Source organism: Methylorubrum rhodesianum, assembly GCF_014199985.1.
Taxonomy (GTDB): Bacteria; Pseudomonadota; Alphaproteobacteria; order Rhizobiales; family Beijerinckiaceae; genus Methylobacterium; species Methylobacterium rhodesianum.
Genome location: NZ_JACHOS010000027.1, coordinates 35970 through 50938, shown reverse-complemented (window position 1 = coordinate 50938; position 14969 = coordinate 35970). Strand labels below are relative to the sequence as shown.

The 14969-nt window shown below is 68.0% G+C and carries 19 protein-coding genes and 1 pseudogene; 4 read left to right on the top strand and 16 right to left on the bottom strand.

Annotation, left to right across the window (positions count from 1 at the left end):
• Positions 1-95: 95 nt before the first annotated feature.
• Together HNR01_RS26205 and HNR01_RS26200 are read right to left on the bottom strand one after the other, a co-directional pair.
• Positions 96-956 (bottom strand): annotated as a pseudogene (locus HNR01_RS26205) (Y-family DNA polymerase); the annotation flags it as partial.
• Positions 953-1408 carry a LexA family protein gene (locus HNR01_RS26200; protein WP_375373208.1) on the bottom strand — a complete coding sequence of 152 codons (456 nt, stop codon included), beginning with the start codon at positions 1406-1408 and terminating at the stop codon, positions 953-955. The gene HNR01_RS26200 and the pseudogene HNR01_RS26205, both read right to left, overlap by 4 nt.
• A gap of 124 nt (positions 1409-1532) precedes the next feature.
• Between HNR01_RS26200 and HNR01_RS26195 the strand changes: the two genes are divergently transcribed.
• Genes HNR01_RS26195 through HNR01_RS26185 form a run of 3 tightly spaced genes read left to right on the top strand, consistent with a single transcriptional unit; the run spans position 1533 to position 2279 of the window.
• Positions 1533-1799: a DUF6894 family protein gene (locus HNR01_RS26195; RefSeq protein ID WP_183670803.1), complete on the top strand. Its 267-nt coding sequence runs from the start codon at positions 1533-1535 to the stop codon at positions 1797-1799.
• Between the two features lie 10 nt (positions 1800-1809).
• The gene (locus HNR01_RS26190; protein ID WP_183670801.1) at positions 1810-2064 is read left to right on the top strand and encodes a hypothetical protein; all 255 of its coding nucleotides are present in this window, start codon (positions 1810-1812) and stop codon (positions 2062-2064) included.
• Complete coding sequence (locus tag HNR01_RS26185; protein ID WP_246417668.1) at positions 2061-2279, top strand: hypothetical protein; 219 nt, start codon at positions 2061-2063, stop codon at positions 2277-2279. The genes HNR01_RS26190 and HNR01_RS26185 overlap by 4 nt, the downstream gene beginning before the upstream one ends.
• 635 nt (positions 2280-2914) lie before the next feature.
• On the opposite strand, the gene HNR01_RS26180 is transcribed toward HNR01_RS26185, so the two are convergent.
• The 4 genes from HNR01_RS26180 to HNR01_RS26165 all read right to left on the bottom strand — a co-directional run bounded on the left by HNR01_RS26180 (position 2915) and on the right by HNR01_RS26165 (position 4918).
• A complete protein-coding gene (locus HNR01_RS26180; RefSeq protein ID WP_183670799.1) occupies positions 2915-3328 on the bottom strand; it encodes a hypothetical protein in 414 nt (137 codons plus the stop codon).
• A gap of 105 nt (positions 3329-3433) precedes the next feature.
• Positions 3434-3877, bottom strand: a complete 444-nt coding sequence (locus tag HNR01_RS26175; protein WP_183670797.1) for a hypothetical protein — start codon at positions 3875-3877, stop codon at positions 3434-3436.
• Complete coding sequence (locus HNR01_RS26170) at positions 3877-4143, bottom strand: hypothetical protein (protein ID WP_183670795.1); 267 nt, start codon at positions 4141-4143, stop codon at positions 3877-3879. Before HNR01_RS26170 ends, HNR01_RS26175 begins: the two co-directional genes overlap by 1 nt.
• A gap of 1 nt (position 4144) precedes the next feature.
• A complete protein-coding gene (locus HNR01_RS26165) occupies positions 4145-4918 on the bottom strand; it encodes a glycoside hydrolase family 19 protein (protein ID WP_183670793.1) in 774 nt (257 codons plus the stop codon).
• A gap of 159 nt (positions 4919-5077) precedes the next feature.
• On the opposite strand from HNR01_RS26165, the gene HNR01_RS26160 reads away from it, so the two are divergent.
• A complete protein-coding gene (locus tag HNR01_RS26160) occupies positions 5078-5674 on the top strand; it encodes an LbetaH domain-containing protein (protein WP_183670791.1) in 597 nt (198 codons plus the stop codon).
• A gap of 31 nt (positions 5675-5705) precedes the next feature.
• Here the strand turns inward: HNR01_RS26160 and HNR01_RS26155 are convergent, their stop codons facing one another.
• The 10 genes from HNR01_RS26155 to HNR01_RS26110 form a co-directional block, all read right to left on the bottom strand.
• Entirely contained in the window at positions 5706-7118 is a 1413-nt protein-coding gene (locus HNR01_RS26155) for a hypothetical protein (RefSeq protein ID WP_183670789.1), read from the bottom strand.
• Positions 7118-7588 carry a hypothetical protein gene (locus HNR01_RS26150; protein WP_183670787.1) on the bottom strand — a complete coding sequence of 157 codons (471 nt, stop codon included), beginning with the start codon at positions 7586-7588 and terminating at the stop codon, positions 7118-7120. Before HNR01_RS26150 ends, HNR01_RS26155 begins: the two co-directional genes overlap by 1 nt.
• 61 nt (positions 7589-7649) lie before the next feature.
• A complete protein-coding gene (locus HNR01_RS26145; protein WP_183670785.1) occupies positions 7650-8984 on the bottom strand; it encodes a hypothetical protein in 1335 nt (444 codons plus the stop codon).
• Between the two features lie 2 nt (positions 8985-8986).
• Positions 8987-9541: a hypothetical protein gene (locus tag HNR01_RS27395; protein ID WP_198580579.1), complete on the bottom strand. Its 555-nt coding sequence runs from the start codon at positions 9539-9541 to the stop codon at positions 8987-8989.
• Between the two features lie 381 nt (positions 9542-9922).
• Positions 9923-10573, bottom strand: a complete 651-nt coding sequence (locus HNR01_RS26135; RefSeq protein WP_183670782.1) for a hypothetical protein — start codon at positions 10571-10573, stop codon at positions 9923-9925.
• A 15-nt stretch (positions 10574-10588) separates the two neighbouring features.
• Positions 10589-11026 carry a hypothetical protein gene (locus tag HNR01_RS26130; protein ID WP_183670780.1) on the bottom strand — a complete coding sequence of 146 codons (438 nt, stop codon included), beginning with the start codon at positions 11024-11026 and terminating at the stop codon, positions 10589-10591.
• Between the two features lie 8 nt (positions 11027-11034).
• On the bottom strand, positions 11035-12627 hold the full coding sequence (locus tag HNR01_RS26125; protein WP_183670778.1) for a hypothetical protein: 1593 nt from the start codon (positions 12625-12627) through the stop codon (positions 11035-11037).
• A 24-nt stretch (positions 12628-12651) separates the two neighbouring features.
• Positions 12652-13362, bottom strand: coding sequence for a YmfQ family protein (locus tag HNR01_RS26120; RefSeq protein WP_183670776.1), 711 nt, complete (start codon positions 13360-13362; stop codon positions 12652-12654).
• Positions 13362-14450, bottom strand: coding sequence for a baseplate J/gp47 family protein (locus HNR01_RS26115; RefSeq protein WP_183670774.1), 1089 nt, complete (start codon positions 14448-14450; stop codon positions 13362-13364). The genes HNR01_RS26120 and HNR01_RS26115 overlap by 1 nt, the downstream gene beginning before the upstream one ends.
• A 3-nt stretch (positions 14451-14453) precedes the next feature.
• Entirely contained in the window at positions 14454-14969 is a 516-nt protein-coding gene (locus HNR01_RS26110) for a phage GP46 family protein (protein WP_183670772.1), read from the bottom strand.

The window sequence follows — 14969 nt, the reverse complement described above, 5'->3', positions numbered from 1 at the left end:
TCGACGACACCCTCACAGCAATTCCACCTCAGGCCGCCTGACCGATGGCCGCTCCAACTCCACCCCGAATTTCCACCTCATTGACGGACACGACCGCGCGTCGCGTGCGCGGCTACCGCCTGCTCCAGTTCGGCGCGCTCTGTCACCCGACCGGAGAACGAGCGCGTCACCGCGCAGCCCTTGCGCCGGGCCGGCACCAGTTCGAGCCCGAGGCAGGACACGCCGCGCAGCTCGTGGATCATGCGCTCGCCCACCACCGTCAGCGCCTTGCGCACCGGCCGCGGGTCGATGTCGCGCAGGTCCGCAACAGTGTCGATGCCAAGCGCCTCAAGCTTCGGCAGCGAGGCCCGGCCGACGCCCCACAGTTCGCCAACGTGGATCCGACAGAGCCAGTGCTCGTAAGCCGCCGGCTCGGTCAGGTCGCACACGCCGTCGAGCTCGGGCACCGTCTTCGCGATGTGATTGGCGAGCTTGGCGAGCGTCTTGGTCGGGCCGATGCCGACGCAGGTCGGGATGCCGGTCCACGCCCGCACGGTGGCGCGGATGTCTCGGGCGAGCGCCACGCGATCCCGGCGCATGAAGGCGGTCAGGTCGAGGAAGCTCTCATCGATCGAGTAGACCTCCACATCGGGCGTGGCATCGCGGTAGATCGCGTTGATGCGCGCCGACATGTCTCCGTAGAGGGTGTAGTTCGAGGAGAATACGCGCACGCCCTGAGCCTCACAAAGCCCGCGGATCTTGAAGTAGGGGTCGCCCATCTTGATCCCGAGCGCCTTGGCCTCGGCGGTGCGGGCGATGGCGCAGCCATCGTTGTTGCTCAGAACGATCACCGGCACGCGGGCAAGCCTTGCGTCGAACACGCGCTCGCACGAGCAGTAGAAGCTGTTGCCGTCGATGAGCGCAAGGGCGCGGCCGCCGCCGATCCGGTCACAAAGGCGGGCGTCGGCGCCGCTCATCGGCTCTGCCCGCCGCGGGCGGCGTGCCAGCGGATCGTGAAGCGCACCACGCCCCAGACAGCGGCATCGGCCAGCTCCTCGAGCGCGTAGACCGGCAGGTCCGCATTGTCGAAGGCGAGCCGCGCCCGGTTGCCCTCGACGACCATACGCTTGATCGACATCTCGCCGTCCACCGCCGCCACCACGACGCTACCGTGACCGGGCTTGAGGCTGCGATCGACGCAGGCGAGATCGCCGTCGAAGATCCCAGCATCGCGCATGCTGTCGCCGGCGATGCGCCAGAGGAAGGTGGCGGGCGGGTTCGGCACGAGCCAGCGCGGCAGCTCCAGGGCATTCTCCACGAAGTCGTCAGCGGGCGAGGGAAACCCGGCGCAGAGCGCCGGTCCCATCAGCGGCACACGAACTGTGGAAAAACCTTCGGAGGGTAGCTCTGCGACCCTGTTTAGCCTCACCCGAGCCCCCATCTGCGTTAGAACAGATGAAGAACAAACAGCACGCGCGCTGCCAGTTCAATCGGCTCGATCGACCAAGCGCAAACAGCTGTTCGCACCTGTGGATAACGGGGACGGAGGGGTGATGATGATGTCGCAGGAGCGCTGCCACTTCCACTGCACGGACGGCACCGATGTCGTCTTCGACTTGCAGGGGCGCGCCGTATCGGATGCGGACCTCCGCCCGGTCTGCGCGTGCGTGGCGCTCGAGCTGATGCAGGGCTGCGCGGCGCCGGTCGACTGGTCCGCCTGGATCGTCGACGTGCACGACGCCTACGGGCAGCACGTGATGACGTTCGGCTTCGACGAGATCGCAAACGAGGCCGGCTTCCTGCCGGCACTGGCAGCCTGAGGAAAGCACCATGGCCATGAAGACGACGTTCCTCGTGCAGACCTTCGTGCTGAAGCGGAAGCGCCTGGTGCCCGGCGATCGGCAGATCTCGCCGACGGGCAGCGGCGCGCTGAAGCGGGCTGAAGCCATGGCTGCGCGCATGCCGGGAACGGCCGCTCTGCAGATCGTGGCCGACGACGAAACGGGCGAACTGGAGAGCGCAACCATCCTCGGCCAATACGGCGAGGTGCCGGACGACTTCGCCGACAGCCTGCAGGCGGCATGACCATGCGGACCATCGTCGAGATCAACAACGACAGCGCGACGGCCGTCAGGGACGGCGGGCAGGAGGCGGCCGACCTGCTCGCCCGCGCCTTGATGTCAGGCAGTGATGCGGCCTGGGACAAGCTGCGGCCCTACGGGATCAAGCGCATCGTGGAGCGGCATCCGACCGAAGCGGCGAAGGTCGTCGTCGCTGAGCGCGAGATCGCGGTTCGGTGAGCGACGAGAATAGGCTCAAAACGGCTCCTCGGCCGGCGCGGGCGCCAGGCCAACCACAAGAAACCGCCTACGGCGCGATCTAGCGGGGTTGCCCGGGATCAACACGTCGTCGCACAATCATTCCATAGTTTCTAAGAGCGCGATGCTTGCGCGCTTCACACGGGGGAACTCGAAATGCTTCCAGAAGTCGTAATAGGCAATAAGGCCCTTGTAAGCTCTGGCACCTTTTTTTTCATGCGTCAGAGCGGTCAGCGACGATATTGCTGTCTGATGCGTCGTTTATAATTCATGTTTTTGATCCTAATAAGGGAGAATCTGCGCCAACATTCAATTTGGACGCCAGCGTGGGCGCACAAGCTGCCATGCCAGGCTCCTTTTATCTTATGCAATTCGGTCCCAACGCGAAGTACAATATTCGTTTTAAAATTAGCCACGCTTTCGAGGGTGGCAATGATGTGTATTTGGTGCAGTATTCTGTCCATGAGCACTGATGGTCAATCAATCGGCTAGCCGCTGATAAGCTGGAAGCCAGTGGCGGCCCGACGCCGCTCACAAAAAAATGGCCCCGAGGCCGAAGCCCCGGGGCGGTGTGCTGACGGATGTTAACGGCTCAGTTCAGCCGATGAACAGAGCCCTCACGGCTGTCGTAGCTTCGTGATGCGTGTCCGTAGATCTTCATCGGTTCGGTCGAGCTCGGTCATCTCGTCCTGGATCTCGGCCGAACGCCGCTCCAGGGTCACGCGCCGCACGCCCTCGGCCTTTGGGTAGAGCGAGGCGTTGGCCGAGGTCTCGAAGCGCAGGCGGGCGCGTTGCTGCACGATCGCCTGCCGCTGGAGTTCGAGCGTGGTGGCGGCGAGCCCGTCGATCTTCCGGGCGGTCGCCGTGTTCGAGTCGTCGATCGACTTCACCACGGTGGCGACCTTCGTCTCGACGAATGCCTGGCTCGCTGGCAGCGGCAGGCCGAGCGACGTGTAAGCGGCCAAGAAGGTGCCACCGACGCCGAGCGCGGCCGCCCCGGTCTTGGCATGTTCAAGGATGGTCGAGAACATTGGTGCCCCCATGGGCGGCGCGCCGGCTATCCGGTTCGCGCGAGGTCGCCCCTCACAGGGGGCGTTCTGTGAGAGGCAAGCGGCCTTGGCCCTCAAGCGTCGGTGTCAGCGAGCGAAGGTCTTCTTCACGCCGAGAAGGCCGATCAGACCGACGCCGGCCCAGATGATCGTCTTCTGGATCTCCAGATACTCGCCGGGCATGGCCGCGACTCGCCATGAGCCGACGGCGTGCGCCGGGATCGTCCACCGCCCGAGCGGGATGTCGGGCCAGGGGTAGCAATCGAAGGTGACGGCGCCGAAGTGGCTGATGGCGAGCCCGAAGGCGAGCGGCATCATCCAGGCGGTGAGGAGCGAGGCCCGATCCGCGTTGCGGGCAGCCGCCACCTGCTGCTGCGCGACGATCCAGGCCTGGAACATCTGCGCGTTGGTCGCGACGTCGGCGCCAACATCCGCCTCGTGCTTGGCACGGTCGGAATCGGCGCGCTTCTGCGCGAAGTCGAGGAGTTTACCGAGTAGACCCGGCACGGCGGCGAGGATCAGCCCGAGCATCAGCGGGGCCCACCCATCGGGGCGGCCGGCGGCTTGCGCAGGCGAGCCTTCACGATCGGCGCGACGAGCCGGGCGACGGCGAGCCAACCGCCGGCACGCACGCCCCAGCCCTCGGGCAGAAGCGGGGACCAGTCGACGCCGGCGATCGCGTTGAGCAGGTCGGGGCCGAGATCGATCGCGGCCAGCGCGACCGAGGCCGCATAGATCCGGTAGCCGCGCGTGGCGGCGAGGCCGCGGCGGAGGCGGCGGCGAAGCGCGTTGAGCATGTCAGGCGGCCTTCCGGGTGAGGGCGGAGACGAGACGGGAGAGGATGCCGGGCGCCGGGGCCGCAACGAGGGCGCTGGGCGCCGCGCCAAGGGCTCCGGGCAGGCGGGCGGCGATCAGCGGCATGCCGCCGGCGACCAGGGCCGCCTCGCAGCGCTCGGCATAGCCGGCGATGTCCTTGGCCCGGTCGGTGCCGTTCACGGTGCGCCGGGCGCCGACGTAGTCGCAGCGGTCGCCGGCGATGAAGTCCTCGAGCGCTCGGCCAGTGAAGTCGCCTTTGAGCGAGGCGCCGCGGGTGACGCCCTCGATCAGGATCCGCGCCGAGATGGCCGGGTCGAGCGCGCGGTCGGGATCGCCGGCGAGATCGACGCCGAGCAGCTTGCCCATCGCGACGTAGTTCGCCTCGTGCGTGAGCTGCACGTCGCCGCGTCCGTAGAAGGACAGGCCGCGGGCGTTCGGGAGCGCGTAGTTGCGGCTGATCTTGCCCTTGGCGAACAGCGCAGCGACCGCCTTGCGTGCCGCCGCGTCCGAGGCCGCGAAGCCCTCGCGGACCGGCTGCATGCGCTGGCCCGTTTCATGGAAGCTCGTGACCAGGATGTAGGCGAGGTGGCGCCGGTCGAGGATCAGTGCGTAGGCGAAGAAGGCGTCGAGGAGCCGATTGAGCCCGTCGACCTGGGACTGCGAGAGGCGACCCTTCGCGAACAGGGGGCGGATCGCGTCAAAGAATTTGGCGCGGTCCAGGCGCGCGAAAGCGCCCGCGTCGGGGGACGTGGTCATGGTCGGCTCCGGTGATGAGGTGGACGCGGCCTTGATCGCGGCGCGATCCAAGTCAGAATGGCGGAGCCGGCTACGAGAAGAGAGCGAGCAAATATCGCATGTTACTTCTCGGAAGCCGTCCCCGGTAGGCTGCCGCTATAGGCGCGGAGGCAACAAAGAATGCCCTTGACGGTGGCGTGCAGTGACTACGATACAAATTATATCGAAATTCATCCCGATACCTTGCGGTATTGCTTTGGTTCGGTGGCCGTTACGGGCGATAATAATTATATTAAGATCGGAAGATCGACTCTGGGGCACGAACTTAGGATTTCGCTGCATGGCGGCGCGCGGGTCTGCATTGGAGACGATTGTGTTTTAAACGGATTGGAAATCGTCTCTTTTGCCGAATGTCGCATAACGATCGGAGATGGCGTCGGCTTTAACGGCCTATCGCGGATGCACGCACACGAGTCTGGAAATATAACCGTTGGGAGCGGCAGCCTTATCGCGGATGGCTGCAACTTCTCCACTTCGCACGTTCACAAGATTATCGATTTGAATAGCGGGGAGCGCATCAACCCGCCGGGCGACATCGTATTGGAGGACCGAGTGTGGTGCGCAAAGATGGTGTCGTTCTGGCCGCGCTCCCATGTTGGGCGCGAATGCATTGTTGGATCGAACACCGTCATCTCCAACAAGTCTTTCCCGGCGAACTGCGTGATTGCAGGATCGCCGCCCCGCATCGTGCGGGACGGCGTGACATGGCAACCGTAGAAATGCCGCAACAGCATAACTCTAGGATTGCCTAGAATGTGCTCATCTGAACCCTGAGCCAGCCCGACGACGTCTTTCTGTACATGAAAGTGCCAGAAAAGATGACGTCGCCGACAGTGCCAATCGCGTCCGCAGTGTTGGCCGGGGCCGTTCTGTCAGGGGCATTGAAGTAAGGGAACTGCGCCCGCCCCAACTGCCCCGTCTCGCCACTGTCGGTCAGGCGGTGGATCTCGATCCCGCCGACCCGCGTCTGCCAGAAACCATCAACCCACCGCGTGACGCGGGAGCCCGACCCCTCCCAGGCGATGTCCTGGCCCGCCGCCATCCGAAGAACGGGAGCGCCGCCAATGGCTGTGGCCTGAGAAAAGTCGATTCCGGCCTCGGTGAAGCTAAGCTCGTTGTTAAGGATCTTGCGGGCATAACTCCGGCTGAGGATAGAGCCCGTGTCGTTCGTTCCGATGCCGATGGCGGAGTTGATCCCCATCGCGGCGCCGGCCGGATTATACCTGCTGAACAGCATGTGCAGGCCGAGGCGGATGCCGCCCGGATCGGCGCCGTTGGCGTACATATCCCATTCGCCGATCACGAGCGGGCCATCGAGGTTCGAGGGCTGCCCGGTCTGGCTGGTGGCCTCCTTGTAATCGGCCCAGATCGTCGCCCGCTGCCCCTTTCCGTCGCTCAGAGCATCGGGCGGACGCACGGCAAGGGCCGACGACGCGGTGTGCTGGCCGGTGCCGTAGGCCTTGCTCGACAAAGTCGCGTTGAAGGCCCACCCATAGTTATCGAGCGAGGCGGCACCGAGCGTCTGATTGATCTTCAGAGCGTTGACGACCGCCCCCCCGGTTCCGCCCGAGTGCGTGACGGTCTGATCAACCCGCAGGACCGGAGCTTCATCGGGGTTTGTCGCGCCCACGCCGAAGTATTTCCGGCCGTGGAGCGTCGTCTCGACCGTATCCTTGCCGATCGAAACCACCGGGGTGGCGCCGTCATAGGTGTTGCCCTGCAGGCGCCACAGGATCGGGGTTGCCGGCCCTCCGCCAGCCAGAGCGTTGAATCGCCCCTCGGGAACCTCGATCGTGCCACCGGCCGCCGTCTGAGACCGCGCCTGGGAAAAGGCCGCCGTATCGTCGGAGCCATCAAGTTTGGCGCCGTAATCCTTGACCGAGCGGGTGTCCCGATCGGAGAGCGGTCGCGGGACGGCACCCGTGCCCGAGCGCCGCGCCGTCATCGCGGAAACGTCACCAGTCGAGCCCGAGCCGAGGATTTGGAGCGTGTCCGGCGTGATGACGGTCTTAGTGCCCTCGCGCCGGCCGAGCTTGAGCGTATTGCCGAACGTGATGTCACCGTTGGCACGGATCTCACCGGGCGGCAGGGCTCGGGTCTGCGCGAGCGCAGGCGCGCCCAGAGCCATCAGGGCGAGGACGGGGGCGAGGAAGCGCTTCATCACAGGCGGATCCACAAGTTGGCGGCGCCGCGGCGGAAGCGGACGGCCTGGTAGGGGCTGGACAGGACGATGGTGGTAGCCCCATCGGCGCCCCCAATGATATCGCCGGTGTCGGGGCCGGGCTGGATCGTGATGGTGCGCACATCCGAGCAGACACCACTCTCGTCGGCAATGACGAGATCCTGGCCGAGTGGATAATCGTCCACGTCGGGGAGCGAGACGACCCGCGGCGCGGTCAGCGTCATGATGCCGACCTGGACGTCCTCGTCGACGCACTGGTAGTCCACATCGAGCACTTGCGTGTGGCCGAGCTGCGCTGCATTCGCGAGCACAGTGCCGACCGTCGTAGAGCGCCCCCTCCTGATCAGGGGCGTGCCCGGCAGCACGCCGCCGAGCACGCCGAGCGCGCGCGCGTCGGCCGGCACGCCCCGCCCGGTGAGCAGGCGAAGAAACAGACCGTCATCGGTCATGGGTGCGCCCTGAAGTAAGTTGGAGTGAAGGCCGAGACGGCACGCGGACGGCGCGCGTCCGTCACCAGCTCGTCAGGGCGGCACGTTTCCACGTGTTCGCGGCCACGCAGGCGTAGACGAAGTTGCCGTCGAAGCGCAGGTCGCCGGCCGAGCAAGACGCGCTCGACGAGCCCGGTGTGCCGGTCAGGACGTTGAGGCCGGTGACTTTGGCAAAGCCGCTCGGATCGACCGTGAAGCCCGGGGTCTGGATCGCGAAGGCGGCATAGCTGCCCTCCAGCTTCAAGCCCACCGGCGATACGGACTTGTCGTTGATGCTGGCGGTCGAGTGCGTGCAGACATCGGTTCCGGTCGAGCAGATGCCGAGGCCGATAGCCCCGGAACTGTCCGTGACGATGTCGGCGAGCTTGGCCGTGCGAGGACCGGTGATGCGCAGCCCGAAATAGGCCGCGTGCGGCGGGCCGTGGGGCACGCTCTCGATTTGGACGTTGCCGGTCAGCATGTTCGTGCCGCCGGAGCGGACGAACAGATTGAAGCAATCGCCGTTGCCGAAGCCGCAATCAGTTCCGCTGTTGTTGCCGATGTCCATCTCGGTGTTGACGTGGAAGCTCGGCTTCAGGCCCGTGTCGAGAAGGACGTTTGTGGCCTGCGCCCAGGTGCCGCCGGCGCCGGGCTTCACCTTCTGTTCGACGTAGAGGGATGCCTTGGCCGCCAGCACGGGATCGTTGATCCACTCCCAGGTCACGCCGCCATCGTTGAAAAGGAACGGCAGCGCGTTCGGCCGGTCCGCCGGCGGCGGGCTGCCGCCGCTGGTGCCGGCCGTGCGGGCGCGGTAGACCGCTCCCGTCTCGTTGGGGTTCACCCGGTTGACCTCGTCGCCGGCCGCGTAGGCCTTGCCGGCCTGCCAGGCCGTCACGCTGCCCGTGGCCGCGGTTCCGATGACGGCGAGAAGCTGCTCCTGCGCCTGCCCCCCGAGCTGGGACGGGCCCGAGATCAGGACGCTTGCCCGCTGATGGTCGAAAAAGGCCGGCACCACCGAGCCGTCGTAGGGCCCGCGCACACACGACAATTCAGGGCAGAAGCTAACCCGGTTGCCGGCGCCAAGCATCACGGCGGGCGGGTTGTGCGTTCCGGCCAGCGAGAGGTCGGCGGCGGGCAGCGTTCCACGCATGGAGACGATGCCCGGCGTCATCGTGAAACTCGGGCCGGACGCGCCCGCGTTCACGCATCCGAGCGGCACCATGGCCTTGCTCGCCCGGTCGCGCACGCCGAACTGCGGGCAGGTACCCGCGCTCTGGAGGCCGATCTCGACCTGGGTGAAAGCGGTCTGCGCCCACGCGGGAGTGCCGTGGAGCGCAGCCGCCACCAGGATGACGAGGGCAAGGACGTGTCGCAGCATAGTCACTCCTGGATGGATCGTGCGGCGGCGATGGCGGCGGCAATCTGCGCGTCGGTGAGGCCGAGCGTCGTCTTGGCGAATTGCGCGAGGCGACAGGCTGGCACCACGCCGATGGTGTGGGACCACGCCGTGTTGATCGGGTCGGCTAGGTCGGTCGGAACGGCATTGAAGAGCGTGGCGATGCTGCCGGGCAGTGCGGCTTCGAGCGCGCGCAGGAACTGGCCACGGCGCGGCGGCAGGTCGGCGGGCACGGTGCCGGCAAGCGCGGCGATAAGCGCGCGGGCGTTGGCCGCCGAGGTGACGTAGCCGGTCTCGCTCAGGGAGGCGCCGCGGTCGAGCGGGCAGGGCGCCGAGAAGCCGCCCTCTCCGAGCATCGCGTCGAGGGCGTCGTAGATCAGCGAGGCCTCTCCCAATTGAACGACGACGTGCCCATTCGAGACGACGGTCGCCACCGGCTGCCGCCACATGGCGCCGACGGGCGCTGACGGTGCGAGCACGCCCCCTTGCCCGATGAACTGGACGGATTGCGCCTCGAACGCATTGGCCGGTCCGGTCAAGTCTCCGGTGTTCTGGATCTCCACCGACGACCCGACGCCCCCGCCATAGGCGGTGATCCCGAAGACCCGCCCGCGGTGCGCCTCGTTGAACGGATCAGCCGGCAGGCAGTTGCTGACCCCATCGGCGACAACGGCGGTCCAGGGCGGAATCGGTGCGGACGCGATACGCGTCGTGACCGATCCCGCGCCGTCTCGACCAGGCCTGCCTTCAGGTCCCGGTTCTGTGCTTGCCGGCCCCTGGGCTCCGACGAGCGTCGCGAGAAAGTCTTCGACAGTGCCGGCGTTGCCAAGGCCTCGCCACGCCTCGTAAGCGGACGCGCCTGCGGGGCCGGGCACCAGGAAAGTGCCAGTTGCGGTATCGAACGGCATGTGGAGATTCCGTCAGGAAGCGCGGACGGTGATGCCCTGCACGTGCCGGAGCGTTCCGGTGTAAGCGAGCACGTCGTAGCCCTCGGCGAAGGCGATCAGGTCGTAGAGGTAGGTGTCGGGCGCGAGCGCCCGCATCGTGGCGAGTTGCACGCGCATGCCCGCCTGCCCGGTAACGCCGCCGTTGGCGATGGTGCCCGCGCCGGTCGATGCGGAGAGACAGACCGTGTCGGGATCGACCTCGCGGCGGAGCATCAGCGCGAATCCCCAGCCCGTGATGTCGCGCGGGGCGGGCGTGACGCCGAGCAGGAAGGTGTCGCCGACGACGAGCGGCTTCGCGCCCTCCGTCAACGTGAACCCGATCCCGCCCGCAACGATGGCTGATCCCGTCCGGCCGATCCCCGTCATCGTGCCGTCGGGAGCGTGCACGGTGAAGCGCGGCGCCTCCCCGGCGGCGACCTCGACGACCTCGACCTGGTGCGTGCCGAGCGGGGTCTGCGGAGCGACGGACGTCACCGTGACCGAGCCGAGCCCGAAGTTGCCCGGGCCGGGATAGCCCGCAGCTGCCCCCGCGACCTGGAAGGGGAACGTGTCGATCCAGGCGCTGTTCGAGAAGGTCGTGATGTTGACGCCGAGGCGCGGTGTCAGCGCGAGGATGCTCGTCACGACGGCCTCGTGGCGTCAGGAGATGGCGAGGAGAGCGGCAGCCCGGGCCTCGCCGAACAGCTCGCTTAGAGCCGCGCGGGCGAAGACGAAGGACTCGTCCGCATGGTCGAGGTACTGCGCGTCCTCGAAGAGGCGGCGCTGGCGGACCGGTGCCGCCTTGAGTGCGCCGTCGATCGCGTCGGCCTCCTCGTCGGTGCAGCGGCGCCAGAGATCGGCCTTGTAGGTGATTGACGGCTGGGACGTCGGACCCGCAGCCGCGAGCACGGCATCAAGGGCCGCCTGCGTCTGCGCGCCCGTCGCGTCGCGGGGCCAGACGGTCGGAACGCCACCGGCATCCGACCAAGCCACGAAGCTCGCGTCGCCCTCGGCGATCACCTTGCCGGCTTTGGAGCCGAACAGGCGTCCGTCCTCGGCGTGCCAGTACCAGTCGAAGGGCGTGTAGATCGGCGCCATGGCATCCCTCACAGGTACAGGCCGTTGTCTCGGGTACCCGGCGTCGAGCCGGGGAAGAAGTTCTCGCCGCCGCCGTTCGTGGTGATGATCCCGTAGACCGCGGTCTCGTAGCGCTTGCCGTTGGCCGATCCCGTCACGGAGCTGCCGGCGAGGGCATCGACCTTGCCGCCGCCGAAGGCGCGGGCCGTGGCTGTCGAGAAGGTCGGGGTGCCCAGGATCTGCAGCGTGACGCTGGTGCTGACCGAGACCTTGCCGTCGCTCGCGTTGAGGGCGCAGGCCGCGCTGCCCTCCATGGAACAGCCGGAGGCGATGACGATGTCCCCGCCGGCGGTGAACGCGTGCGAGCCTGCGGTGGCCTGCGTGCTCTGGAAGCGGACGTTCGACACGATCGCGAGACCGCTCGACGTCGCCGCGAGCGTATGGGACTGCGCTCCGGTGTTGCGCAGGGTAAGCCCGTCGAAGTTCACGGGGCCGGCGACCTGAATCGAACCCTGTCCCGGCTGGCCAGCGCCGGTGACGATGTAGGAGCCGGGGGCAGCCGCGTCGCCGACGATGTTGATCGTGCCGGTGCCGCGCGGAACCTCGCCGGGGGACTCGTACTCGCCTGCCTGCCCCAGCCGCACGTTCAGCGCCGAGGAGGCGAAGTTGAACTGCGAGGTGCCGCGCATGAGCGCTGCGCGGATGGTGCGGAAGGCGCCGCCGGCCGTGTTCGACAGCCCGTCGTTGGCGTCGTTGCCGTCGATCCGCACGAAGAGCGTCGGGTTGATCACGATGCGCTGGATCTCGCCGCGACCGACCCCGATGAGCCGCAGGGCGCCCGTCCCGACGACCGAGAACGCGGCCTGCGCGCCCGGCGGGATATCGGTGCTCTGGATCGCGGAGCCGTCGTTGCGCTGGAAGGGGATCGGCGCGAGGCCGTTGAGCGCTCCCGTGGCGCCGCTCGCGATGCCGTTGGGGAAGGACAGAAGGATCGGGGTGCGATCCTCGTAGGCCGTGATCGCGGGCGAGACCGTCGCCGTCACCGCGCTGATCGTGCCGCCCACGACGCCGGAGTGCCAGAGAGCGGTGGAGGCCGGGGAAGCCACATCCCGGATCTCCGAAGGGACCGGCACGGCCATGCGGTAGGCCGCGCCATCGAAGACGAACGAGAACGGCACTCCCACGGGGAGGTCGCCTTCCTTCATCGCGCCGCCGTTGCGGCGCAGGAGGCCGAGAGAGCCGGGCGGGGTCGCGAAGCCGGACAGCGTCAGTGTGACGGCGGCGGTGTTCGTCGCCAGGGCGATACCCTGGAAGCGCATGCCCGGGAGCAGCGAGGGGAACACCACGGAGTTCGGGAGCGAGGCCGCGAGTGCGTTCGCCGAGCCGGTGAAGCCGCCGACGTAGATCCCGCGCGAGATCGCCTGCGCGAGTTGGGTCAGATCGGTGCCCGAGGCGACGAGGCCGGCGGCAGCGGCGGCCGCAAGAACCTCGGCCTCGGTGTCGGTGATGAGGGCGTGGCCAGGATAGGAGCCTTCGACGCCCGTCGCGGGGACACCGTCGGTCCACGGCAACAGGCCGGCATCCTCAGCGCCGGCGGCGTTGAGCGGATAGTGCTTGCGCAAGGGATGTCTCCGGGAGTGGAGGTCTCAGGCCTGGGTGAGGCGCAGGAGCGGATCGCCGCCGAATGTCGAGGCGCCGAAGCTGAAGCGCTCGGTCGTCACCGTCGGGGCGGGGCCGGCGTAGTCAAAGAAGAGTTGCGTGTGCGCCGGCTTGATCCGCCGAAAGAGGCATTCGAGGTCCTCGGCGCGGCGGATCGACAAGAACGGATCGCGCCCGAAGCTCGACGCACCGAACCGGAAGCGGGTCAGGCGCTGGCCGGTGACCCGCACCGTCCAGCAGAACCGCATCGCGCCGGGGTTCAGCCGCCCGCGCCGTCCCCCGAAGCTGGAGAGCCCGAACTGGAAGGCCGTGTACTCGGTGATCGTGATCGCGTAGCCGAGGCTCGCCGCCACACCGATAAAGAAGGCGCGCGACTGCCCGCCCTGCTCGCGGATCCGGTTGACGAGCGCCTGACGCCGTTCCGGCACCGTCTGGACGACCGGAATGCACGGGCTCGGCAGGCCGTAGGCTCGCTCCCACTCGCCGAGCAGCTCGAGCGTGAAGCGCGGATCGCTCTCGATCTCGATCAGGTCGCCGGCGCGAGCATCGACCGTGCTGCCCCAGATCTCGGCCTGGCCGCGCACGAGCTGCATCAGCGCGCTGGCGGGCTCGCGCGACCATGCCTCCCCGGTCGGCAGGAGGTCGGCGAAGGCCTGCGCGTAGTCGGCGCCGTCGCGACGCACGTGCCGGTCGCTCATCAGGCAGTTCCGGCCACAAGCGAGGGATACGAGATACCGGGCCCGGGCGAGAGCACGGCCATGTGCCCCTTCGACGGCATCACGGCGTCCGCGAAGACGAGCTCGAACGAGCCATCGCCGACGGCCTCCGAGATCGCGGCCGAGACCCAGGCGGCGTAGATTGTCGCTCCCGGCGCGGCACGCTCGGCGAGCATGGCCCGGATCGCGGCGGCGATGGACAACCGCATCGACGGCGTGTCGTTCGAGAGGTTCTTGATCCGGATGTCGAGGCCGTAGGCGATCGGCGCGAGCACGAAGTAATCGGCGACCGTCACCGGCCGCACGGTGTCGATGTAGGCCCGCACGATGGCGAGATCGTCCGGGCTCGGGAACCCGTTGGCGGACGCGCGGAGATCGTCACACATGACCCGCACGGTGACCGTGCCGATCCCCATCTCCATCGGGCTGCACCATGCCCGCGACACGCCCGCGAGGGAGAGCGCCCACTGGACGTAATCCATGTCGCGCCCGCCCATCGGCGGGTTGCGGATGCGCAGCAGGATGCGGGTCCGCAGGTCCTCGTCGGACTCGGCATCGGCGCCGCCCGCAATCGTCAGAACCGTGGCCTGGGCAGCGATGCCGCTGACCGCGTCCGACAAGGTGAGGCTCGCGCCGCGCTCGCGATTGCCGAGCGCGCCGGCCGAGAGGCAGGTCACAGCCACCGGCGTCACCGCGGCCGACAGGCGGATGTCGGCGGCGGTCTGGTACTGAACCGCATCCGAGGTCGAGAAGACCGATCCGGCCGGCAGCAGCGTGCCGGCGGTGCCGGTCACCGTCAGGCGGCCGGCGGCGAAGGTCGCCGCCTTGCGTCCGCCGAACAGGATGTCGGCCCAGCGGTCCAGGAAGACGCCCTCGGACTGGTCCGGGAGCAGGTTCTTGGCCAGCCAGTCGAGGTAGAGCAGGTTGAGGTAGGCGCCGCCCGCGTTCTGGTCGGACAGGACGCGCAGCGCCGAGTTCGGCACCGAGGCGTCGGCACCCGGCAGGAAGGCGGCGAGGTTGTCGCGGTTGGTGCGGCGGATCTCGCTGAGGGTCGGGGTCTGCCAGGGCACGGGTCAGGCCTCCAGGGGCGCGGCGACGGCGATGCCGGCCCAGAGGTCGGCGAAGCGCAGGTCCAGGATGCGGTCGCCGCCGCGCCACATGACGATGCTGGCCTCGATGCGCTCGGCGCCGGCCCGCACGACCTCGACGTCGAGACGGGTGGCGATGGCGCGGTCCACGAAGGGCTGGAGCGCGTCGAGGATGTAGGATTTGACCTGCGCCGTGGTCGCGCCCTTGCGGGCGGCGGCGCCGGTGATGGTGGTGCGCTGGAGCAGCCAGAGGCGCGAGCCGATCGGCCAGCCGTCCCAGATCGGACCCGCGTCGAGGTCGCCCCACCAGCCGCGCCGGTTGGGGTCGCGCGCGTCGGGCAACTCGTCGTCCTCGGCGGCGAGCCCGTCCGTCAGCAGCGCGATCGTCACCGCGGTGGCGAGTTCCTGGCTGGTGTCGAGCTGGCCTGCTGCGGTCAGGAGCAGGTCGATCGACACCGCCTGCGGCGCGGCACCCTGCTGCGTCAGGCGGACGTCGGCCAT